A 21980-nucleotide genomic window follows, 5' to 3' on the forward strand; every position below is an offset into this window, starting at 1 on the left:
CGTCGTCCCTGACCGGGGCGACGTCCGGTGACGTACCAGGGGTGGCGTCATCGGGTGGTGACTCCTGCCTGTCACCAGCCAGCTCGCTGATCCGTCCGCCGGGACATCCGGTGGCACGAACGGCCGGTCCCTTCCGGGGCCGGCCGTTCGTCGTGTCCGAGGGTCAGCGGCCCTGGCCGTGGTCCGGGTAGCGCCGGTCGCCCTGCGGCTGCTGCGGCTGCTGCGGCTGGTCGTGGTGCAGGTGGTGCTCGATGGTGTCGCGCACCGCGTCCACCGCGCCGACCGCGCTCGCGGCGGCGACCACGGCGACGGCCTCGCCCCGCTTGCGGGCCTTCCGGTCGCGCAGGAACTCGAAGAAGATCGGCAGCACCGAGATCAGGATGATCAGGGCGACCACCGGCAGGATGTACCGGTCGATCTTGTCGCCGATGGCGCTGTAGATCTGCTCGGCGAGCAGGTAGCCGATCAGCAGGATGCCGTCGACCCAGAGGATGGCGCCGATCACGTTCCAGAGGAAGAACTGCTTGGCCGGCATGCCGAGCGTGCCCGCCACCGGGTTGAGGAAGGTCCGCACGATCGGGATGAAGCGGGCCAGCACCACGGCCTTCGCCGGGCCGAACTTCTGGAAGTAGAACTCCGCCTTCTCCACGTACTCCTTCTTGAAGAGGCGGGAGTTGGGGCGGTCGAACATCCGCCGGCCGTACTTGGAGCCGAGCCAGTGCCCGAGCTGGGCGCCGACGATCGCGCAGATCGGCCCGCCGATCAGCAGCCCGATCAGGGAGAGCCGGGTGCCGTCGCCGAAGATCGCGTCCGCCACCGGTGACGCCGCGACGCCCGCCAAGAACAGCAGCGAGTCACCCGGGAAGAAGAAGCCGACCAGCAGGCCGGTCTCGGCGAAGAGGATCACCCAGACGCCGATCAGCCCGAAGGTCTGCAACAGCTCCTTGGGGTCGAGCGGATTCAACGCGATCGTCTCGACGACTACCCGGCTCTTCTCACCTGTGTCCACGGCCACACAGGCTACCTGCCCCTCACCCCACCCCGCCCCACCCCCGCCCCCCCTTCCGCACCCCCGCCCTTGCCCGCACTTTCTCCGAAAGCGTGGCCATGGAGCGCGAAATGGCAACGCTTTCTCCGAAAGTGCCCGAATCTCGGAGGTGGGCGCGGGGTCAGAGGCGGGGGTCGACGGGTTCGGATTCGCAGGCCAGGATGGCGAAGACGAGTTCGTGGCGGCGCCAGAGGGGGGCGTTGTCGGCGAACGCGTCGAGGGCGGCGAGGCCGAGGGCGTGCTCGCGCAGGGCCAGGCCCCGCTTGCGGCCCAGCGAACGGCGGCGCAGCGCGGCGAGCTGGTCGGCGGCGGTGTAACCCGGGCCGTAGATGATCCGCAGGTACTCCCGGCCCCGGCACTTGATCCCCGGCTGGAGCAGCGAGCCGCGCGCCGACCGGGCGGCCAGCCCGGCGTACGGCTTGACCACCATGCCCTCGCCCCCGGTCGACGTCAGCTCCAGCCACCAGTCGGTGGCCGCCGCCACCGCGTCGGCGTCGGCGAGATCGACCACCTGCCGCCGGGTCGGGGTGAAGAACTCCGGGTCGGCCGCGCAGAGCCGGTCGGCCAGGTCGAGGTGCCAGCCGTGGTCCCGGTCGGCGAAGCTCACGCCCGCGCCCGCCAGCACCGCGAACGGCGCCAGCGTCACCCCGCGCAGCCCGTCGGTCGGCGCCACGTACGCCCGGTAGGCCGTCGAATAGCCGTCCACCTCGGCGCGGCGGGCCGCCATCCGCTCCCGCAGCCCGTCCACCGCCAGCCCGCGGGTCGCGGCGGAGTCCAGCGTGGCGAGCACCGCCGGCAGCGCGGCCCGGCCGGCCGCGCCGACGCTGGCGTACTGCTCGCGGATCAGCCCGCCCGCCTTCGCCGACCAGGGCAGCAGCTCGCAGTCGAGCAGCAGCGCGTCGGTGCCCAGCTCGGCCCAGAGGCCGGCGGCGGTCACCGCCGCGCGTACCCGGGCCAGCAACTGCTCGTCGAGCGGCGCGCCGAAGAACGGCCGGCCGGTGCGGGTGTGCACCACGCCGCCGCCGAACGGCCCACCGGTGGGCTCCCGCTCCACCAGCACCACCGCCCGCGAGCCCATGTGCTTCTCCTCGCAGACCACCCGGTCCACGCCCGCCGCCCGGTAGTCCTCGAACGCCTGCGCCGGGTGCTCCAGGAAGCCCTCGACGGTGGAGGTCGAGCAGGGCGCCATGGTCGGCGGCAACCAGACCAGCCGGCCCGGGTCGACCGCGAACCGGCTCATCACCTCCAGCGCGGCGGCGGCGTTCTCCGCCGGCACCGTCAGCGTCCCGTACGCGTGCTCGAGGTGCCGGCGGCCGGTGACGTCCGTCAGGTCCAGCACCGTGTCCGGTCGGGCCGGGGTGCTGACCAGCGGGCGAACCGGGGCGTACCACTCCTTGACCGCCGGGACGGCGACCAGTTCCTTCTCCGGGTAGCGCAGGGCGGTGAGCCGGCCGCCGAAGACGCAGCCGGTGTCGATGCAGATGGTGTTGTTCACCCACTCCGGTTCCGGGGTCGGCGTGTGGCCGTACACGACCATGGCCGAGCCCCGGTAGTCGCGCGCCCACGGGTAGCGGACCGGCAGGCCGTACTCGTCGGTCTCCCCGGTGGTCTCCCCGAAGAGCGCGAACGCGCGGACCCGGCCGGACGCACGGCCCTGGTAGGCCTCCTTCAGGCCGGCGTGCGCGACCACCAGCCGGCCGCCGTCCAGCACGAAGTGGCTGACCAGGCCGTCGACGAAGGCGGCGACCTCGGCCACGAACGTAGGGTCCTCGGCCGCCAGCTGGGCCATCGTCTCGGCCAGGCCGTGGGTGAGCCGCACGTCCCGGCCGCGCAGCTTGCGCAGCAGCTTCTGCTCGTGGTTGCCCGGCACGCAGATCGCGTGCCCGGCCGCCACCATGCCCATCACCAGGCGGAGCACCCCGGGGGAGTCCGGGCCGCGGTCCACCAGGTCACCCACGAAGACCGCGGTACGACCAGCCGGGTGTACCGCGTCCACCGGGCGGCCCGCGTCGTCGCGGCGCAGCGACCAGCCCAGCCGGAGCAGCAGCGCCTCCAGCTCCTCCCGGCAGCCGTGCACGTCACCGACGATGTCGAACGGCCCGGTCAGCTCCCGCCGGTCGTTGAAGAGCTTCTCGTACCGGATCTCCGCAGCCTCGATCTCCTCGACGCCGCGCAGCACGTGCACCTTGCGGAAGCCCTCCCGGGCCAGCAGCCCGTACGTCCGGCGCAGATCCCGCTGCATCCGGGTCAGCACCTGCCGGCCGAAGGTCCGGTCGGCCCGCCCCTGGGTCCGCTCCCAGGCCAGCGCCTCCGGTACGTCCAGCACGAGCGCCACCGGCAGCACGTCGTGCTCCCGGGCCACCCGGACCAGCGCGGCCCGGGCGTGCGACTGGAGGTTGGTCGCGTCGACCACCGTCAACCGGCCCCGACGCAGCCGGGTGGCGGCGATGTGGTGCAGCGCCTCGAACGCGTCGGCGGAGGCGGACTGGTCGTTCTCGTCGTCGGCGACCATCGCCCGGAACATGTCCGAGGAGAGCACCTGGCTGGGCAGGAAGTGCCGGCGGGCGAAGGTCGACTTGCCCGATCCGGAGACGCCGACCAGCGCCACCAGGGCCAGCTCGGGGATGTCGAGGGTGGTCATCGGCGCTCCTCCTTCCGGTCGGTCGTGGTGGCTTCGGTCATGGTGTTTTCGGTCGTGGTCAGGACGGCCAGCTGGGTGGGGGCGCCCACCTCCGGGTCCTCCTCCCCGACGCCGTCGATCGTGGCGGTGTAGCCGTACGTCGCGGCCACCCGCTCGACCCAGGCGGCGAACTCGGCGCGGGTCCACTCGAAGCGGTGGTCGGCGTGCCGGAACCGCCCCGCCGGCAGCCCTTCGTAGCGGACGTTGTACTCGACGTTCGGCGTGGTCACCACGACGGTGCCCGGCCGGGCGTGGCCCAGCACCGCGTCCTCCAGCGCCGGCAGCCGGGGCGGGTCGAGATGCTCGATCACCTCCATCAGCACCGCCGCGTCGTAGCCGCGCAGCCGGTCGTCCCGGTAGGTGAGGGCGGACTGCCAGAGCCGGATCCGGTCGCGCTGCCGCTCCGGCAGCCGGTCCAGGCGCAGCCGGCGGGCGGCCAGCGTCAGCGCGTGGGTGGAGACGTCGGTGCCGACGACCTCCGTGTAGCGCCGGTCGGCGACCAGGGCGGTGAGCAGCGCGCCGCCGCCGCAGCCGAGGTCGAGCACCCGGGTCGCGCCGCTGGCCGCGAGCGCGGCGAGCACCGCCTCGCGCCGCCGTACCGCCAGCGACGCCCGCCCCGGTCCGGCCGCGTCCGTCGTCCGGGCCGCTCCGCCTTCGTGTCCCGCTGCACCGGCCTCGCTGTGCGGGGTGCCGGCGTCGGATCCGGCCACGTCGGCCACGGGTGCCGGGTCGGCCGGGGGCTCGTCGATGCTGTCGTCGGGCAGGGGCTCGTCGGCGAGGCGCAGCTCGGTCAGCCGGGCCAGCGCCTGCCCGGCCAGCGCCCGGCGGTGGGCCAGGTAGCGACGGGTGATCAGGGCCCGCTCCGGGTGGTCGGCCAGCCACCCCGCACCGGCGCGGAGCAGCTTGTCGATCTCGTCCGGCGCCACCCAGTAGTGCTTCGCGTCGTCCAGCACGGGCAGCAGGACGTACAGGTGGTTGAGGGCGTCCGCGACCCGGAGGCTGCCGGTCAGGACGAGGTCGACGTACCGGCTGTCACCCCAGTCGGGGTGCTGCTCGTCCAGCGGGATCGGGGTGGCGGTGACCGTCCAGCCCAGCGGGGCGAAGAGCCGCCCGGCCACGTCGGCGCCACCGCGGCAGCGCAGCACCGGCACCCGTACCTCCAGCGGGATCGCGGTGCCGGCCAGCTCCGGGCGGTCCCGGGACTCGCCGCGCAGCGCCGACCGGAACACCGTGGACAGTGCCGAGGCGAGCAGGCTGGACGCGGCGTACGCCCGGTCGTTGACGTACTGCCCGAGGGTGAAGCTCTCCGGGGTGCGGGCCTGCTTCCGGCCGGCACGCCGCCCCACGCCGAGCCGCTGCGGGTCGACCTCGACCAGCAGGGCGGCGGTGCACCGGTCCTCGTCCGCCTCCGGGTAGAAGACGTGCGCGGTGCCCGCCGGCAGTTCGAAGGACTGGACCCGGTCAGGGTGCTTGACCAGCAGGTACCCGAGGTCGGTCGCCGGCCGGTGGGTGGTGGTCAGGGTGAGCAGCACGCCGCTCATGGTCTCAGGGGTTTCGATCTTGCGTCGCCCTCTTTTTGTGGGTGGGGCTCCCCCGGAAACCCGACGGGGTTGAGCGGCGTGCGCCGGCTCAGGGTGGCCGGGGTGCTGCTTCTGGTTCGGGATCTGGTGGTGCTGGCGGGGTTCTGCGGACGGGCTGGGTGGAGGGCGGCTTGGCCGGCGGTCCTCCCTCGGCGGGAGACGGCGGCGCCCCGCCGACCGATGGTCGACGGGGCGCCGGGTGGTGCGGGGTGGGTCAGGCGACGAAGCGGGTCCTGCGGCGGCGGGCCACCACGTAGCCGCCGACGCCGGCGGCGAGCAGCAGGCCGCCGATGCCGGCGATCAGGCCGGTCGACTCACCGGTGATCGGTAGCGAACCGCCGTCACCGCCACCGTTGCCACCGTTGCCACCGTTGCCGCCACCGGCGCCGGTCGGGTTAATGATGATTTCGGCGTTGTCGTTCTTGCTGTTCGGGTCGCCAACCAGCTTGAGGGAGACGGCCCCGGAGGCGTCCGGTGTCACCTTGTCGATACGCAGGCCAAACTCGTACGAGTAGTCCACGCCCTTCGGGGTCTCGCTGACCCAGCAGGCGTACTCCCGGGCACCCGGCTCACCCCACTTGCCGTTCCACGGGTCCCACTCCGAGTCGGACGTGTACGGCTGGCACTCGCCCGACACCTCGACGGCGGTGGTGCCCTCCGGGACCGTGACGCGGAAGACCGGCTTGTCCTGGTACTCGAGGAGGGCCGGGCCGAGGTTGGTGAAGCCCGGGCGTACCTGGACAACCTCGCCCTTCTTGCCGCTGGCTGTGGCGCCCGTGGCGCTGAGGTCCGCCGGGTTGTCGCCGGTCACGTTCACCGAGATTTCGGTCCAGTTGTTCATGCTGTCCGTGTCGGTTTGCGGGGTCAGCGACTTGGCCCCGGTCTGCTCGACCAGGCGCAGCTTCGCCCCGCTGCCCGGCTCGCCCTCCTGCGGCCAGTCTCGGTTGACCAGCTCCCAGTCGTCCTTGGTCCACCAGACGTTCGTCGCCAGCAGGCTGGCACCCGTCCGGGCGTCCTCATGGAGTTGGAAGGGCGTCTCCTCGGAGAGCCGGTAGGTCTTGCCCGGCTCCAGGTCCTCGTCGAAGGTGCAGAGGGCACCGTTGAAGTCGGTCGGACGGCAGTTCGAGAAGTTGCCCGCGTACCGATACAGGTAGTCGCCGTGCACCAACAGCACGGCACCGTGGGTGGTCGTGTCGCCACCGTTGCGGACGATCGCCGGCGTGCCGACCCGGCTGCCCGGAGCGCCGCTGACGCTGGCCTCCGGCTCGGTCTGGAGGTCGACGCCCTCGGCGACGGTGACGGTGGAGGCCGCCTTGACCGTCCGGCCACCAGAGGTGATCGCGTACTCCAGCTGACCCTTCTGGCCCGGCGTGGCGTTGTCCTTGCCGGTCACCTGGATGGCGAGCCAGGGACCGTCGTCCTCGGCAAACTCGGTCTCGCAGTGCACGGCCTGGGCGGAGGTCTCACACGCCCATCCCCAGCCCTCACCGGGCTGCTCGAGGACGGCGAAGTCGGAGATGCCGGAGAAGTCGATGTCCAGCGTGGTGTGGCCGAACTGGTGCGGCTGCTCAGAGCCGGTCGGCGCTGCGAAGACGTACGCGGAGCCCGTGTGGCCCGGAGCGACGAGCATGTCCTGGCCGATGACTTCGAACGGGTCGCCGTCGGCGACCGCAGGGGTGGCGGAGGCAGCGATGAACGCGCCTGCGACGCCCAACCCGGCGAGCCAGCGCCGGGTGGAGTGCGTGAGCATTGGGGGTTCCTCCCGTGGGGGTGTCCAGGTGGAGCCTGCGGATCTTAAGGACTCCTTAAAACACCGCGTCACCCCGAATGGCGTCTGGACCAGGCAATCGAGCCGAACGGCTGAGCATCTTCGGCGCAACGGGCGGACCATGGCGACGCCCCGTCGCCAGGGCGGCGACGGGGCGTGACGTGGTGCTGGTCAGGCGACGAAGTCGGTGCGTCGGCGGCGGGCCAGCAGGACCCCCGTCGTACCGGCGGCGAGCAGCAGCCCGCCGACCGCCATCGTCAGGGTGGTGGATCCGCCGGTGATGGGCAGCGAGTCGTCGCCACCGCCGTTGCCGCCGCTCGCTGCCGGCGGAACGAGCACGATCTCCGCCCGGTCGTTGGCGGGGTCGGTGTCGGCCTCGACGTCGACGGTCACTCGCCCGGCGGTTGGCCACGGCAGCCGGTCCACCCGCAGGGTGAAGGAGTACGAGACGGTCTCGCCGACACCGGCAATGTCGCCCGGGCCGCTGCACCCGTACTCCCGGGCCCCGGGTTGGCCGAACGTGTCGCCGGGTTTCCAGGGGCCGGCGCCGATCGGCGCGCACCCCCAGTGCACCTCGACCGCGGTGGTGCCGTCGGGGATGCGGAACCGCACCAGCGGGATCTCCCGCCAGGTCTCCACCTCCGTGGGCCCCAGGTTGCGGAATCCGGGCGTCACCGCCACCCGGTCGCCGACCTTGGCGTTGACCCGCCCCCCGACGGCGGCCGCATCCGCGGTCCGGTCGCCGGTGACGGTGATGCCCACCGCGGTCCAACTGTTCCAGGTGGCGCTGTCGGTCTGCCGCGCCGTCGGCTGCGCCACCAGGCGCAACTCGTCGCCGGTGCCGGGGGTGTCCGGTGGGAGCGGGACGTCCGGGTCCTGCTCGACCAGCGCCCAGTCGTCGGGGGTCCACCACTGCAGACGGTTGGGCAGCACGAGGCCGCTGCGCAGGAACGTCTTGAGGGTGAGCGGCAGCGGTGCCGACAGCCGGTAGCTGACCCCGGGCGCCAGTTCGGTGTCGAACCGGCAGACGGTGAGCCGGGCCTCGGCGCGTCGGCAGTTGCGGAAGTCGTCGACCGACATGACGTCCATGTCGGCGTCGAGGGTCAGCACCGCGCCGTGCACCGGCACCGGTCCGGCATTGCGTACGGTGCTGGTCAGGTCGACGGTGCCGCCGGGCCCGGCGCGGAGCGCGGTCTTCGGCTCGGTCACCAGGTCGACGCCCTCGACCACGCTGACCGTGATCTTGCGGGTGGCCGTGCCGCCGGCCGAGACGGCCCGGACGGTCAGCTCGGCCCGCCCGTCCAGCGGAGCGTCGGCCCGCGCGGCGAGCTGGAAGTAGAGGGTGGGCGTCCGGCTCCACCTGCCGAAAGCGCCCAGGCAGCGCAGGGTGTCGGCGCTCCGGACGCAGTCCCACCCGCCGTCGTCGGTCACCGTGAAGGTGCCCAGCGAGTCCCACTCGGACAGCTCGATGTCGAGGATCACCGGGCTGCCGGCGGGGGAGGGGTTGCCGTCGACCCGTACCGCGCCGGGAGCGCTGTGTCCCGGGGCGACCAGCAGGTCCCGTGCGGCGATCCGGAGGTCACCGGCTGCGCTTGCGGGAGCGGCGGTGGCGGCCAGGAACGCGCCCGCGACGGCCGCACCGGCGAGCCAGCGCCGGATGGAGTGCCGGAGCATGGACTGTCCTCCCGTTCGGTGGCGGAGCGTGGTCAGCCTCTCACGGATGTCACTTCCCGCCGGCCCGCCGCGCCTGGCGAGCGGGCGGCGCAACGTTTTGGACGCCCACTTTCGTCATCAGGGTCGGGACACCGGGAGGTGCAGTGACGTACGAGGAGTTCGCCGACTCGCGGCTGACCGCGCTGCTGCGGTACGCGGTCATGCTGACCGGCGATCCGCATCAGGCGCAGGACCTGGTGCAGGACACGATGGTCCGGGTCCAGCTGAACTGGCGGAGGGTGGCCCGGGCGGAGTCCCCGGAGCGCTACGTCCGCCGGATGCTCACCAACCAGTACGTCGACTGGCGGCGGGGCTCCTGGATGCGTCGGGTGCTGCTGCGCGGCGAGCCGGAGGAGTCCGCGTCGTCGGCCACCGACCACGCCCAGGACGCCGTGGAGCGCGACCAGGTCTGGTCCTGGCTGGCTCGGTTGCCCCGCCGGCAGCGCGCCAGCCTGGTGCTCCGCTACTACGAGGACCTGCCCGACGCGGAGATCGCCGAGATCCTCGGCTGCGCCGTCGGGACCGTCCGGTCGTCCATTTCCCGCGCCCTGGCCACGCTGCGCGCCGAACACGTGGAGGTCTGCTCATGACCGAGGCCGAGCTGCGGGCCGCCTTCGCCCGCCACGAGTCGCTGACCCCGCCGGCCGGGCCGCTGCGGGCGGCCGTCGACCGGATCGTCGTACGCCGTCGCCGTCGGCGCCGCCGGCTCCGGGCCGGGGCCACCGCGCTGGCGGTGCTGGGCCTGCTCGGCATCGCGGTGCCGCAGGTCGTTCCGCCGTCGGTCGGGCGTACCCCGGCCGGCGATCTGATCGGTGACCCGGCCTCGCCCGGCGGCGCGCTGAACGTGCTGCTGGTCGGGGTGGACGCGGCCCCCGGTCCCCAGGTCCGCGGCGCCGGCTCCACCGGCCGCGCCGACTCGGTCCTGCTGGTGCACGTCCCGGCGGACCGGAGCCGGCTCTACCTGGTGTCGCTGCCGCGCGACCTGAGGGTGGCGATCCCCGGGCACGGTACCGACAAGCTGAACGCGTCCTTCCAACTCGGCGCGAAAGCATCCCGGCCCGATCTGCGCCGGGGCTACGACCTGACCCGGCGGGTGGTCGGCGACACCACCGGCGTACGCATCGACGCCGGCGCGGTGCTGACGTACCCGGTGCTGCGGCGGCTCACCGACGGCGTCGGCGGGGTGGAGGTCTGCCTGCCGGAGCAGGTCCGCTCGGTGCACACCCGACGCGTCTTCCCGGCCGGCTGCCAGCGGCTGGACGGCACCGGCTCGGTCGACCTGCTGCGGCAGCGCTTGGGTATGACCCGGGGGGCCCAGGACCGGGACCGCAACGCCCAGCGCTACGCGGCGGGGCTGGTGCGGCAGCTCGACAGTGGGGACACCCTGCACAATCCGGTGGCACTGAGCCGGCTGTTGGCCGCCCTCGGCCCGGACCTGGTCACCGACACCGGCGACGCCTCGCTGCCGGACCTTCTCGCGCGCACCGTGCAGGCGTCCCGGGCCGCCCCGGTCGGTCTCGCCCTGCCGACCGTCGAATCGCCGGAGCGGCCGGGCAGCATCGTGCTCGACGAGCGCGCCGGGCCGGCCTTCCTCACCGCGCTACGCCAGGACCGGCTGGCCGAGTGGGCGGCGGCGAACCCCGACCGGGTGACCGCCCTGGGGGCTCAGCGATAGTCGTCCTCGTCGCCGGTGACCACCCGGGCCTGCTCCATCGCGTCCCAGTCGCCGACCTCCAGGCCACGGTGCGGCTCGGTCTCGGCGTCGCCCGGGTCGATCGAGGCGGCCTGCTCGACCGCGTCGGCCGGCTCGGCCTCCAGGTCGCGCTCCTCCGGGCTGAGGTGGTCGCTCGGCGCGAAGTCCTCGTCGGGCTGACCCATCGTCCCTCCCTGGTTCCGGCGGACTACCCCCCACACCGTACGGGCTGCGCGGCGCGGGTGCCCGGTGGGCGCGGCAAGCGGACTCGGTGGATCGTCCCACCGGGGCCTCCCGGCGGTGCCAGGATGGAGGCGTGGGCTTCCTGATCCGGCTGGCGATCACCGCGGTCGCGCTGTGGGTCACCACGCTGATCGTGCCCGGCGTCGACGTGACCGGCCGCAACGGCGCCGAGACGGCGTTCACCCTGATCGTGGTGGCGCTGATCTTCGGCGTGGTCAACGCCGTGCTCAAGCCGGTCATCAAGGTGGTCGGCTGCGTGTTCTACCTGCTCACCCTCGGTCTGATCGCGTTGGTGGTGAACGCGCTGCTGTTCCTGCTGACGGACTGGCTCGCGCGTGGGCTCGACCTGCCGTTCCGGGTGGACGGTTTCTGGGCCGCCTTCTGGGGGGCCATCGTGATGGCGGTGGTGAGCTGGCTGATCAGCGTCGCCGTACCGGACAGTCTGGAGGACCGGTGAGGGGAGGCGGTTGTGCCCGCCGCCACCTTCTACGGGATACTGCCGGCGGTGGACAGCGCGGTCCGGCGCACCCGATGGAAGACAGCGGCCAGCTCGGCCGAGAGCGGTAAGTAAGGAGCGTTCGACATGCCCATCGCTTCCCCCGAGACTTACGCGGAGATGCTGGACCGGGCCAAGTCCGGCCGGTTCGCGTACCCCGCGATCAACGTGACGTCCTCGCAGACGCTGAACGCGGCGCTGAAGGGCTTCGCCGACGCGGAGAGCGACGGCATCATCCAGGTCTCCACCGGTGGTGCCGAGTACCTGTCCGGCCCGTCGGTCAAGGACATGGTCACCGGCGCGGTGGCGTTCGCCGCGTACGCCCGCGAGGTGGCCAAGAACTACCCGGTCAACATCGCGCTGCACACCGACCACTGCCCGAAGGACAAGCTGGACAAGTTCGTCCGGCCGCTGATGGGGATCTCCCAGGAGCGGGTGAAGCGCGGCGAGGAGCCGCTGTTCCAGTCGCACATGTGGGACGGCTCGGCCGTGCCGGTGGCGGAGAACATGGAGATCGCCGCGCAGCTCCTCGACGAGGCCGCCAAGGGCAAGATCGTCCTCGAGATCGAGGTCGGCGTGGTCGGTGGCGAGGAGGACGGCGTCGAGAACGCCATCAACGAGAAGCTCTACACCACGGTCGAGGACGGCCTGGCCATGGTGGAGGCGCTCGGCCTCGGCGAGAAGGGCCGCTACATGGCGGCGCTGACCTTCGGCAACGTGCACGGCGTCTACAAGCCGGGCAACGTCAAGCTCCGCCCCGAGGTCCTCGACCACATCCAGATGGCGGTCGGCGCCAAGTACGGCAAGGAGAAGCCGCTCAGCCTGGTCTTCCACGGCGGCTCGGGCTCGCTGCTGTCGGAGATCCGCGAGGCGCTGGACTACGGCGTGGTCAAGATGAACATCGACACCGACACCCAGTACACCTTCACCCGTCCGGTCGCGGACCACATGTTCCGCAACTACGACGGCGTGCTGAAGGTCGACGGCGAGGTCGGCAACAAGAAGATGTACGACCCGCGCGTCTGGGGCAAGGCCGCCGAGGCCGGCATGGCCGCCCGCGTCGTCGAGGCCTGCGAGCACCTGCGCTCGACCGGCACCAAGATGAAGTAACCACTGCCAGCACGACGGCCGGCTCCCCGCCCGGGAGCCGGCCGTCGGCGTCTCAGGCGGTCGCGGTGAGCACCCGGACGGCCTCCCGGACGTCGTCGGTCAGGTGCACGGTGGTCGACAGGTCACCGAACGGGGACGCCGCGAACAGCGGCCGCAGCAGCGACTCGATCGGCAGTTCCCGGGTCCAGTACGCGCGGTCCAGGAAGACGTACGCCCCGCTCGCCCCGTCGGTGCCGTAGTAGGTCTTCGTCGCCGCCTGGAACACCTCCTGCACGGTGCCCGCCCGGCCGGGCGCGAAGACGATCCCGCCCCGGGCCAGCCGCAGGATCGTGTCCTCCCGGATGGCGTTGGAGAAGTACTTGGCGATCCGCCCGGCGAAGAGGTTCGCCGGTTCGTGCCCGTACAGCCAGGTGGGGATCGCCAGCCCGCCGGAGCGGGCCCAGTCGAGCTCCGGCGCCCGCTGCTGCGGGACGGCCGGCCCGGTCGCGTACCGCTCGCGTACCGCCAGCGCCGCCGCCGTGTAGCGGTCGTGGTCGGTGAAGTCCGGCGCCACGGCGAGCAGGTCGATCGCGGCGGTCAGCTCCTCGGCCGGCCGACCCGCGAGGAACGCGCCGAGGTTGGCCGCCTCCATCACGCCCGGTCCGCCGCCGGTCACCACCAGTCGGTCGGCCCGCGCCAGCTCCCAACCCAGCACCGCCGCCATCCGGTACGGCACGCTGCCACGCGGGACGGCGTGCCCGCCCATCACCCCCACCACCGACTGCGGCCCGTGCTTCGCGAGCCAGGACCGGGTGGCGTCGACCAGCGCGTTGTCCACGCCGTGGTCGTGCAGCCGCTGGCCGAGCGCCTCCCGGACGTCCGGCAGCGCGCCGCCGTGCTCGCGGAAGTGCGCGTACACCCGGGTGTCGTACATCCCGGCGAAGCCGCCCTCGGCGAACCCGGCGGCCAGTTCCTCGGGGGTGTAGAGGTGCGACGGCTGGGTCGGGTACGGCAGCCCGGAGAAGGGCGGCACCACGTTCGCCCCGCGCCGGACCAGGTCCGCGCCGACCTCTCGGGAGGCGAACCGGCAGCCGACGAAGAGGGTGCCGGCGACCTCGGTGCGGGTCAGGTCGGGGATCGGGTCCAGGTCGAGGCGGAGCCCCTGCACGGTCAGGCCGGCGAGGCTGCCGGTGGCCAGCCGTCGGTCGAACTCGGCGCGGGTCTCGATCTCGTCGTGGCTGGTGTCGTGCGGCGCGATGACGTCCGCGGGAGGTGGGGTCGGCACCAGGCCATCCTGCCCGGCCCGGGCAATGGCGCAAACCTGCAGGTCCGGGGGCCGGGACTACAGGAGCCCGACGGTCGAGACCGCCGGGCTCCTGCGTAACCGGGTCCTGGGGAGGCTCCGGATTAATAGTTGTAATGGAAAACATCTCGCGGCGGCATGGGCCGCAGGCGTGACGGACGCCTCCCCCGTTCAGCCAGCGCGCTGGGCCGATCCTCTCGCGCGCGGTGGGGCGAAGCCGGTTGAATGGGACGATGCAGAACCTGTTGCCTGAGCCACCGGCCACCCTCCTGCCCGCGCACGAAGAGGCCGACGCCACGCTCGCGGCCGCCGCCGAGAGGGGCACCGACGAGGCGTACGCCGGGGTCGCGGCCCGCTTCCCGACCTACAGCGCGGCCTGGGCGGTGCTGGCGACCCGGGCCTTCAACGCCGGCCAGGTCATCCCCGCGTACGCCTACGCCCGCACCGGCTATCACCGGGGCCTGGACCAGCTGCGCCGCAGCGGCTGGAAGGGCCACGGGCCGGTGCCCTGGTCGCACGGCCCCAACCAGGGCTTCCTCCGCTGCCTGTACGTCCTGTCCCGGGCGGCGGGCGAGATCGGCGAGGCGGACGAGGCGGCCCGCTGCGCGCAGTTCCTGCGCGACTGCGACCCGGCCGCCGGGGACGCCCTCGCCAGCGAGTGACCCGTCGCGACGGCCGGCCCGGCGGTGATCGGGCCAGCCGTCGCGGCTACAGCCCTTCGGCCACCGCGGCGGCGATCTTCAGCCAGGCGTCCCGCGTGGCGGAGGAGAGCCCGCCGTACCGGATCGGCTCCCCGGTGTCGATCAGACGCTCGTACGGCGCGAGCAGCACCGCCCGGGTGCGGGCGGCGAAGTGCTCCTGGATCGCCGGCAGGTCGATCTCCTTGCGGGACGGCGGCATCGACACCACCGTCACCGCCTGCCGGACCAGCCGCTGCCGGCCGCTCTGCTCCAGGTGGTCGAGCATCCGGGCGGCCGTCTCCGCCGAGTCGTTCCGGGCCGACATGGTCACCACCAGTTGGTCGGTGGCGTCCATCGCGGCCTGCCAGTTCTGCGCCCGGACGTTGTTCCCGGTGTCCACGAAGATCAGCTTGTAGAACCGGCTGACCACCTCACGGATCTCCGCGAAGGCCGCCGCGGTGAGCATCTCGCCGCCGGTGGCCGACTCGTCCGAGGCGAGCACGTCGAACATCCCCTCGCCCTGCGAGCGGACGTACTGCGACAGGTCACCGATCCGGCCGTGCGCGCCCTGGAACTGCCCGAGGTCGCGCAGCATGTCCCGGACCGTACGGGAGTGGAAGTCCTGCTGGGCGCGCATGCCCAGGGTGCCCTGCGTCTCGTTGTTGTCCCAGGCCAGCACGTACCCGCCGCGCTTCTGACCGAAGGTCATCGCGAGCAGCAGGATGGCGACCGTCTTGCCGGCGCCGCCCTTCGGGTTCACCACGGTCACCTGGCGCAGCCCGCCGAAGTTGCGGCGGACCATCTCGACGTCCCGCTTGATCTCCTGCTCGTGCCGCCCCGGCGGCAGCTTGAGACCGATCTTGTTGACGACCGCCCGTACCCCCATGGTGGCGACCGGGTCGGCCGGGCGGGCCTGCCGGCGGCGGGCGAAGTCCTCGGCGGTCGGCGCCGATGCGCCGTCCGGCGTCCAGCCCGCGTCCGGGTAGCCGCCCTGCGCCGCCCGTGCCAGCGGCTCCGGGTACGACTGCCGGGGCAGCCCGGCTGGCGGGGTGCCCTCCTGCCAGGACGGCTGGTACCACCCGGCGGGCGGCTGCGGCCCCGGCGGCGCGGCGGTCATCGGCCCGGGCTGCGGCGGGCCGGCGTGCGCAGGCGGCACCGCGAGCGTGGGCCCCGGTGGGTACTCCGTCGGCGGGTGCGGGCCGGGCGGCGTCAGCGGCGTGCCCGGCGAGGGCGGGAACGGACCCAGCTTCGGCGCCGGGGGCGTGGGCGTCGCGGGCTGGCCGGGCACCGTCGCGCTGCCGATCGCCTCGTCTCCGATCGCGGCTCCGCCGTGATCGCCGCGCATCGCCGCGTCGCCGTAAACCGCCGCGTCGCCGCGCATCGCCGCGTCGCCGGCGGCGCCGGAGCGCTGCGGTGGCTGGGCCCACGGCGACTGGCCCTGTCCCCGGGCCGCCTGCGGGATGCTCGCGGCGGGTACGACCGGAGTGCCCGGCGCGGTGTGCGGCGGGGGCGCGGTGATCGGCTGGTCCAGGGTGAAGGGCAGGTCGAGGTCGACCGCCGGCTGCCCGACCCGGGGTGCCGGCGCGGGGGGCGCCGGCCGTCGGGCGTCCTCCGCCGGCTCGGACTGCGGCCGGGCCTCCCCGGTCACCGGGCCCGCTTCGGCGGCCGCGACGGCGTGCCCGGCCGGCGAGCTGGCCTCGGCCGCCATTCCGGGTTCGGCGGCCCTGCCATTGGTGGCTGGGCTGCTCGGGCCGGCGGCAGTGCCGCTCGCGGTCGGAATGTTCGGGCCGGGTGCGGTGCCGTTGGTGGCCGGGATGCCGTGTCCGGCGAAGGTGCCGTCGGGGGTGGCGCTCGGGTCGGTGGTCGTGCCGTCCGTGGCCGGAGTGGTCGGGCGGCCCGCGTCGCTCGTGGTCGGGGAGCCGTGTCCGGCGAAGCTCCCGTCGGGGGTGGCGTTCGGGCCGGTGGCCGTGTCGCCCGTGGCCGGAGTGGTCGGGCTGGCCGCCGCGCCGCTCGTGTCGGCGGCGGAGCCGTTCGTGGCCGGAATGCCCGAGCCGGTGGTCGTGCCGCTCCCGGTCAAGGCGGTGTCTCCGCCGGTGGCCGGAGCCGCATACCCGGTGACCGGGCCGTCCGGGCCGGTGGCGCCGTTCCTGCCGGCCCCGCCGTTCCCGCTCGCCGCGAACCCGGTCGTGGGTGGGCCGCCGCCAGAGAGGTGTTCGGTGCCGACCAGGCCGCGCACGCTGTCCCCACCGGCCGGGCCGCCGCCAGCACTCACCGGGGCGCCGCCGGTGGTGGCGCCCGCACCGGCGCTGGTGTCGTGGCCGAGCTGGGAGGCGTATTCCTCGCCCGCGTCGGCCGGCGTGGCGGACCAGTCGTCGGGGCCGGCCGCGTACGGCGGTATCGGCGGCGGGGCCGGTTCGTCGGCGCCCAGGGACACCCAGTCGCCGTCCGGCGGAGGTGCCGTCCAGCCGTCGGCGGCGGGGGCGGCGTTGACCTCGGCGGTCAGCGACGGGTACAGCGGCGAGGCATGAACGCCCCAGGTCGGGGCGGTGTCGGTCGCGTCGGGCGGCCAGAGCGGTTCGATGTCCCGCTCCGGCACCGCAGGCGGGCCGGGCAGCCGGCCCCGGTCGGCGTTCTCGTCCACCACGGTTCCTCCCCATTCCTCCTGCCGAGGATAGGCCGTCCCGTTCCGGTCACGGAACGTAGCGGAACGCCGTTCCGGGTCAGCTCGTCCAGACCGCCCAGGCGCCCGCCTCGGTCCACCAGGACCGCTTGCGGCTCAGCTCGCCCTCCACACCGTCGTCGAGGAAGGGGACCTTCTCGTCCCGGGGGACGACCGCGACCGCCCGGCCCCGGGCTCGGCGGACCTCGAATCGGATCCGCTTCCGGCCGAACGCCTTCCGGGTGACCACCGGCACGGCCACCGCCACCTCGACCACGCCGTCGGTCGGGTCCGGAGCGGTCAGCAGCGGCAGCCCGTCCAGGGACGCGTACCCGCCGGCGTTGCCGATCGCGCAGGCCAGGATCGGGTCCTCGCCGTCGGAGAGCACCGCGTCGTCCACCTCGACCCGGCCGCGCCAGTGCAGCGGGCGCCCCCCGTCGTCGGCCGCGCCGAGCAGCGCGCCGTCCAGGGTCACCGAGCCGGCGTCGTTGCGCAGCAGGTCGAGCCGGCGGGCGGTGCCGTCGAGCACCGCGGCGGCCACCGCCGCCGGGTCGCGGGGCAGCCCGAGCTGCGCCGCCAGGTCACCCTGCGTCCCGTTCCGGGCGGGGTCGAGCGGGAGTACGCCGACCGGCGGCAGGTCCGGCACCGTACGGTTGCCGGCCAGGTCCGCCGGGCGGCGGCTGGGCGGTGGGGCGTACCGCCGGACCAGCCGGCGCAGCACGGCGCGCAACTGTGCGTCACTGGCCGTGGCGACGACCAGCCGGGTCTTGGAGTCGGGGTCGGGCCAGGTGAGGCCGTCGGGGCGGGCGGGGGCGTCGAGCCGGGCCAGCACCTCGTCGATCTCGGCATCCGAGCGGGCGGTGACGGTCTCCACCCGGGCACCCCGGGCGGTCAGCGCGTCCGCGCAGGCCAGCACCGGTACGCGCGGCGTCTCGCAGCGCTCCTCGGTCGGCTTCGGCGCTTCCGCGCCGGCAGCCTCGGTCGCGCCACCGCAGCAGGCTCCGCCGCTGCCGCAGCCCCCACCGGGAGCGTCCCGCTCCGAGCCGAGGGTGAGCAGCACCACGTCGTACACTCCGAGCCTCCTGCCTCTCGACGCGACCCCTGCGGGTCCCGCCGTCACTACTTGTTAGCCTGACACCCCGGGCTCGCCAACCGGTCGCCACCTGGCACCCGAGCCTTCTGGAGGCGGAGAAGATGCCAGCGATCGTGCTCATCGGCGCTCAGTGGGGCGACGAGGGCAAGGGCAAGGTTACCGACCTGCTGGGTGAGCGGGTCGACTACGTCGTGCGCTACTCCGGCGGCAACAACGCCGGTCACACGGTGATCACTCCGGACGGGCAGAAGTACGCGCTGCACCTGATGCCGTCCGGGGCGCTCTCGCCGAGCGCGATGATCGTCATCGGCAACGGCGTGGTGGTCGACCCGAAGGTGCTGCTGGCCGAGATCGACGGGCTCGCCGAGCGCGGCGTGGACGTCTCCCGGCTGCGCATCTCCGGCGACGCGCACCTGATCATGCCGCACCACCGGGCGCTGGACCGGGTGGTCGAGCGCTACCTCGGCTCGGCCCGGATCGGCACCACCGGCCGGGGCATCGGCCCGGCGTACGGCGACAAGGTCGCCCGGATGGGCATCCGGCTCCAGGACCTGCTCGACCCGGGCATCCTGCGCAAGAAGCTGGAACTCGCGTTGCGCGAGAAGAACCAGCTGCTGTTCAAGATCTACAACCGCAAGGCGATCGACGTCGACGCGACGATCGAGGAGTACCTCCAGTACGCGGAGCGCCTCAAGCCGTACATCGCGGAGACCCGGGTGATGCTCTGGGACGCGCTGGACCGCGGCGAGACCGTGCTGCTGGAGGGCGCCCAGGCCACCATGCTGGACATGGACCACGGCACCTACCCCTTCGTGACCTCGTCGAACCCGACGGCCGGTGGGGCGTGCGTGGGCGCGGGCATCCCGCCGACGGCGATCAACCGGGTGATCGCGGTGAGCAAGGCGTACACCACCCGGGTCGGCTCCGGGCCGTTCCCGACCGAGCTGTTCGATGACAACGGCCAGCACCTGCGCAAGATCGGCCACGAGTACGGCACCACGACCGGCCGCGAGCGCCGCTGCGGCTGGTTCGACGCCGTCGTCGCCCGGTACGCCTGCCGCCTCAACGGCGTCACCGACCTGGTGGTCACCAAGCTGGACGTGCTCACCGGCATGGCGAAGGTGCCGATCTGCGTCGGGTACGAAATCAACGGCGAGCGCTTCGACGACATGCCGATGACCCAGACCGACTTCCACCACGCCAAGCCGATCTACGAAGAGCTCGACGGCTGGTGGGAAGACATCACCAAGGCGAGAACCGAGGAAGACCTCCCCGAAAACGCAAGACGCTACATCGCCAGAATCGAAGAGATCACCGGCACCCGCGTCAGCGTCGTAGGCGTAGGCCCCGGCCGCGAAGAAAACGTAGTCCGCCACCCCCTCCTCCCCTAACCCCACCCTTTCCCCCGTTGATCATGAAGTTGTTGCCGCCCACCTCGGCGTGTCGGGGCAATAACTTCATGATCGACGCGCCCAGGTAGTGGGTGGTTGTCCACAGGGGGGAGGGGTTTTCCACAGGGGGTTTTGGAGGGCTTCGCTGACCGGGACAGTCGGTTGGTGTGGATGCGTGGGCGGTGGTGCGGCGGGTTGCGGCTCGGCGGGACGGAATTGTCACGCTGGCGCTGGCGCAGGCGCGGGCGGCCGGCTTCACGGTGCACGAGGTGCAGCGACTGTGCCGGGCGGGCCGTTGGCGTGCGGTGGCCCGGGCCAGCTACCTGGTCGACGCCGACCTGCATGACGGCGTACCGAGGAGGGCGCGGATTCGTGCGGCCGTCGCCTCCTTCGGTCCCGCGGCGGCTGCCGTCCTGCGGACCGCTGCCGAGCTGCACGGTATCGCCGGCTGTCGGTCGACCGAGGAGATCCATCTGTCGGTCCCGGGCCGGGTGGCCCGGCCTGCCCGACTGGCTCATCGGGAAGTGATCGTCCATCAACTGGCCATTGGCGAGCGGCAGTTGGTTCGGATCGACGGCATCCCGGCCAGCGCCCCGTTGCGCACGGTCGCTGACCTGATCCTGAGCGAGGACCGCTATCCGGCGGTCTCGGTGCTCGACTCGGCCCTGAATCGCCGGCTCGTGACCGAGGACGATCTGCTGGATGCCGCTCGACTCATCCGTGGTCGGCGAGGCGCCGTAGCCGCCCGTGGCTATCTGGCGGAGGCGGACGGTCGAGCGCAGTCGCCGTTGGAGACCCGGGCTCGCCTGCGCTGTGTCGACGGCAAGGTTCCACCGGACGCCCTGCAGTTGGCGGTGCGGGACGCCGACGGCTACCTGCTCGGCATCGGGGACCTGGGCTGGCGTGGTCCCAGGGTGATCGCCGAAGCCGACGGCCGAGCCGCACACGACACCCCCGAGGCGGTCTTCGCCGACCGCCGCAGACAGAACCGCCTGATCAACGCCGGCTGGTCCATCCTCCGCTTCACGTGGCAGGACACCCTCGACCCCACCTACATCCCCTGGACCGTCCGCCAGGCGATCGCCGCCGCAGGTCGTCGCCGTTGACCATGGAGTTGTTGCCATGACACGCCGACATGGTGGGCAACAACGTCATGATCAACGGGGTGGGAAGGGGGGTCGGTAGGATCGCCGGCGTGCGCGTACTTCTTGTGGGGGGTGGCGGGCGGGAGCATGCGCTCGCGCTCGGGCTCACCGACGACCCGTCCGTTGAGGCTCTGATCGCGGCGCCGGGGAATCCGGGCATCGCTGCGCTTGCCGAGCTGCGGGAGGTGGATGCCGCCGATCCGGGTGCCGTGGCGGCACTCGCGGTCGAGGTGCAGGCCGACCTGGTGGTGATCGGGCCGGAGGCGCCGCTGGTCGCCGGGGTCGCGGACGCGGTGCGGGCCAAGGGCATCGCGGCGTTCGGGCCGTCGGCCGAGGCGGCCCGGCTGGAGGGTTCCAAGACCTTCGCCAAGGAGATCATGACGGCCGCCGGCGTGCCGACCGCGCGTGCCTACACCTGCACGGACGCCGAGAGCACCGCCCGGGCCCTGGACGAGTTCGGTGCGCCGTACGTGGTGAAGAACGACGGGCTGGCCGCCGGCAAGGGCGTCGTCGTCACCGAGGACCGGGACGCCGCGTTGAGGCACGCGCAGGAGTGCGGCCGGGTCGTGGTCGAGGAGTACCTCGCCGGGCCCGAGGTCTCGCTCTTCGTGGTCACCGACGGCGAGGCGGCGCTGCCGCTGCTCCCGGCGCAGGACTTCAAGCGGGTCGGCGACGGCGACAGCGGCCCGAACACCGGCGGCATGGGCGCGTACGCGCCGCTGCCCTGGGCGCCGCCCGGCCTGGTCGACGAGGTGATGCGCGACGTCGTGCACCCGACGCTGGCGGAGATGCGCCGCCGGGGCACCCCGTTCGCCGGGCTGCTCTACGTGGGCCTGGCGCTGACCGCCGCCGGCCCTCGGGTGATCGAGTTCAACGCCCGCTTCGGCGACCCGGAGACCCAGGTGGTCCTCGCCCTGCTGGCGACCCCGCTGGCCGGGCTGCTGCACGCCGCGGCCACCGGCACGCTGGCCGCGCACCCGCCGCTGCGCTGGCGCGACGGCGCCGCCGTCACGGTCGTGGTCGCCGCCGACGGTTACCCCGCGTCCCCGCGTACCGGTGATGTGATCACCGGCGCGGACCGCGCCGGGATCATCCACGCCGGCACCCGCCGGGCCGCGGACGGCGCGTTGCTCTCCGCCGGGGGCCGGGTCCTCTGCGGTACGGCCACCGGCCCGGACCTCGCCGCCGCGCGGGACGCCGCCTACGCCCTGGTACGCGGCGTCGAACTGGCCGGCTCGCACCACCGCACCGACATCGCCGCCGCCGCGGTCGAGGGCCGGATCGTCGTCCCCGGCTGACCCGACCGACTCGCCGCCGGGCTCCCGCCCGGCCGGTGGCGGCGCTGCCCGGAGCGGCCGCGGCGGGGGTGGCGACGGTCAGCGCCAGGCCGAGCGCTGCG

The 21980-nt window shown here is 73.4% G+C and carries 17 protein-coding genes; 8 read left to right on the forward strand and 9 right to left on the reverse strand.

The window, feature by feature from the left end:
* Nucleotides 1–163 precede the first annotated feature (163 nt).
* The 5 genes from ACTMS9_RS00955 to ACTMS9_RS00975 form a co-directional block, all read right to left on the reverse strand.
* Nucleotides 164–1015: a DedA family protein gene (locus ACTMS9_RS00955; protein WP_441143417.1), complete on the reverse strand. Its 852-nt coding sequence runs from the start codon at nucleotides 1013–1015 to the stop codon at nucleotides 164–166.
* Between the two features lie 154 nt (nucleotides 1016–1169).
* Nucleotides 1170–3689 carry a polynucleotide kinase-phosphatase gene (locus ACTMS9_RS00960; RefSeq protein WP_441163892.1) on the reverse strand — a complete coding sequence of 840 codons (2520 nt, stop codon included), beginning with the start codon at nucleotides 3687–3689 and terminating at the stop codon, nucleotides 1170–1172.
* Nucleotides 3686–5260 carry a 3' terminal RNA ribose 2'-O-methyltransferase Hen1 gene (locus ACTMS9_RS00965; RefSeq protein ID WP_441163893.1) on the reverse strand — a complete coding sequence of 525 codons (1575 nt, stop codon included), beginning with the start codon at nucleotides 5258–5260 and terminating at the stop codon, nucleotides 3686–3688. Before ACTMS9_RS00965 ends, ACTMS9_RS00960 begins: the two co-directional genes overlap by 4 nt.
* 262 nt (nucleotides 5261–5522) lie before the next feature.
* A complete protein-coding gene (locus tag ACTMS9_RS00970) occupies nucleotides 5523–7058 on the reverse strand; it encodes an LPXTG cell wall anchor domain-containing protein (RefSeq protein ID WP_441143411.1) in 1536 nt (511 codons plus the stop codon).
* Between the two features lie 189 nt (nucleotides 7059–7247).
* Nucleotides 7248–8750: an LPXTG cell wall anchor domain-containing protein gene (locus ACTMS9_RS00975; protein ID WP_441163894.1), complete on the reverse strand. Its 1503-nt coding sequence runs from the start codon at nucleotides 8748–8750 to the stop codon at nucleotides 7248–7250.
* A 143-nt stretch (nucleotides 8751–8893) separates the two neighbouring features.
* Between ACTMS9_RS00975 and ACTMS9_RS00980 the strand changes: the two genes are divergently transcribed.
* A complete protein-coding gene (locus tag ACTMS9_RS00980; protein WP_441163895.1) occupies nucleotides 8894–9379 on the forward strand; it encodes a SigE family RNA polymerase sigma factor in 486 nt (161 codons plus the stop codon).
* Nucleotides 9376–10464, forward strand: coding sequence for an LCP family protein (locus ACTMS9_RS00985; protein ID WP_441163896.1), 1089 nt, complete (start codon nucleotides 9376–9378; stop codon nucleotides 10462–10464). The genes ACTMS9_RS00980 and ACTMS9_RS00985 overlap by 4 nt, the downstream gene beginning before the upstream one ends.
* Here ACTMS9_RS00985 and ACTMS9_RS00990 read toward each other — a convergent pair.
* Nucleotides 10455–10667 (reverse strand): hypothetical protein, encoded by a 213-nt coding sequence (locus ACTMS9_RS00990; RefSeq protein WP_334572268.1) that lies wholly within the window; start codon nucleotides 10665–10667, stop codon nucleotides 10455–10457. The two genes, ACTMS9_RS00985 and ACTMS9_RS00990, sit on opposite strands and share 10 nt — an antisense overlap.
* A 131-nt stretch (nucleotides 10668–10798) precedes the next feature.
* Here ACTMS9_RS00990 and ACTMS9_RS00995 point away from each other — a divergent pair, with 131 nt between their 5' ends.
* Nucleotides 10799–11182 (forward strand): phage holin family protein, encoded by a 384-nt coding sequence (locus ACTMS9_RS00995; protein ID WP_441143405.1) that lies wholly within the window; start codon nucleotides 10799–10801, stop codon nucleotides 11180–11182.
* Nucleotides 11183–11308: 126 nt separating this feature from the next.
* Nucleotides 11309–12331: a class II fructose-bisphosphate aldolase gene (fbaA, locus tag ACTMS9_RS01000; RefSeq protein WP_238449110.1), complete on the forward strand. Its 1023-nt coding sequence runs from the start codon at nucleotides 11309–11311 to the stop codon at nucleotides 12329–12331.
* A gap of 52 nt (nucleotides 12332–12383) precedes the next feature.
* On the opposite strand, the gene ACTMS9_RS01005 is transcribed toward fbaA, so the two are convergent.
* Nucleotides 12384–13595: an LOG family protein gene (locus tag ACTMS9_RS01005; protein WP_441143403.1), complete on the reverse strand. Its 1212-nt coding sequence runs from the start codon at nucleotides 13593–13595 to the stop codon at nucleotides 12384–12386.
* A gap of 251 nt (nucleotides 13596–13846) precedes the next feature.
* Between ACTMS9_RS01005 and ACTMS9_RS01010 the strand changes: the two genes are divergently transcribed.
* A complete protein-coding gene (locus ACTMS9_RS01010) occupies nucleotides 13847–14275 on the forward strand; it encodes a DUF3151 domain-containing protein (RefSeq protein WP_280840515.1) in 429 nt (142 codons plus the stop codon).
* A 46-nt stretch (nucleotides 14276–14321) separates the two neighbouring features.
* Here ACTMS9_RS01010 and ACTMS9_RS01015 read toward each other — a convergent pair whose 3' ends face one another.
* Entirely contained in the window at nucleotides 14322–16001 is a 1680-nt protein-coding gene (locus ACTMS9_RS01015; protein WP_441164416.1) for a chromosome partitioning protein, read from the reverse strand.
* Between the two features lie 1012 nt (nucleotides 16002–17013).
* Nucleotides 17014–18024, reverse strand: a complete 1011-nt coding sequence (locus ACTMS9_RS01020) for a hypothetical protein (RefSeq protein WP_441163897.1) — start codon at nucleotides 18022–18024, stop codon at nucleotides 17014–17016.
* A 122-nt stretch (nucleotides 18025–18146) separates the two neighbouring features.
* On the opposite strand from ACTMS9_RS01020, the gene ACTMS9_RS01025 reads away from it, so the two are divergent.
* The 3 genes from ACTMS9_RS01025 (at nucleotide 18147) to purD (ending at nucleotide 21879) form a co-directional block, all read left to right on the forward strand.
* Nucleotides 18147–19436, forward strand: coding sequence for an adenylosuccinate synthase (locus tag ACTMS9_RS01025; protein ID WP_280840517.1), 1290 nt, complete (start codon nucleotides 18147–18149; stop codon nucleotides 19434–19436).
* A 167-nt stretch (nucleotides 19437–19603) separates the two neighbouring features.
* Nucleotides 19604–20542, forward strand: a complete 939-nt coding sequence (locus tag ACTMS9_RS01030) for a hypothetical protein (protein WP_441143397.1) — start codon at nucleotides 19604–19606, stop codon at nucleotides 20540–20542.
* An 89-nt stretch (nucleotides 20543–20631) separates the two neighbouring features.
* The gene (gene purD / locus ACTMS9_RS01035; RefSeq protein ID WP_441163898.1) at nucleotides 20632–21879 is read left to right on the forward strand and encodes a phosphoribosylamine--glycine ligase; all 1248 of its coding nucleotides are present in this window, start codon (nucleotides 20632–20634) and stop codon (nucleotides 21877–21879) included.
* Nucleotides 21880–21980: the final 101 nt, after the last annotated feature.

Source organism: Micromonospora sp. L31 (genome assembly GCF_052068075.1).
GTDB lineage: Bacteria > Actinomycetota > Actinomycetes > Mycobacteriales > Micromonosporaceae > Micromonospora > Micromonospora purpureochromogenes.

What these genes read in the sequence shown, in the direction of transcription:
- ACTMS9_RS00960 (WP_441163892.1), bottom strand. Translation starts at nt 3,689, where the DNA reads ATGACCACCCTCGACATCCCCGAGCTGGCCCTGGTGGCGCTGGTCGGC.
- ACTMS9_RS00970 (WP_441143411.1), bottom strand. Translation starts at nt 7,058, where the DNA reads ATGCTCACGCACTCCACCCGGCGCTGGCTCGCCGGGTTGGGCGTCGCA.
- ACTMS9_RS00985 (WP_441163896.1), top strand. Translation starts at nt 9,376, where the DNA reads ATGACCGAGGCCGAGCTGCGGGCCGCCTTCGCCCGCCACGAGTCGCTG.
- fbaA (WP_238449110.1), top strand. Translation starts at nt 11,309, where the DNA reads ATGCCCATCGCTTCCCCCGAGACTTACGCGGAGATGCTGGACCGGGCC.
- ACTMS9_RS01025 (WP_280840517.1), top strand. Translation starts at nt 18,147, where the DNA reads ATGCCAGCGATCGTGCTCATCGGCGCTCAGTGGGGCGACGAGGGCAAG.
- ACTMS9_RS00990 (WP_334572268.1), bottom strand. Translation starts at nt 10,667, where the DNA reads ATGGGTCAGCCCGACGAGGACTTCGCGCCGAGCGACCACCTCAGCCCG.
- ACTMS9_RS01010 (WP_280840515.1), top strand. Translation starts at nt 13,847, where the DNA reads ATGCAGAACCTGTTGCCTGAGCCACCGGCCACCCTCCTGCCCGCGCAC.
- ACTMS9_RS00975 (WP_441163894.1), bottom strand. Translation starts at nt 8,750, where the DNA reads ATGCTCCGGCACTCCATCCGGCGCTGGCTCGCCGGTGCGGCCGTCGCG.
- ACTMS9_RS01015 (WP_441164416.1), bottom strand. Translation starts at nt 16,001, where the DNA reads ATGGCGGCCGAGGCCAGCTCGCCGGCCGGGCACGCCGTCGCGGCCGCC.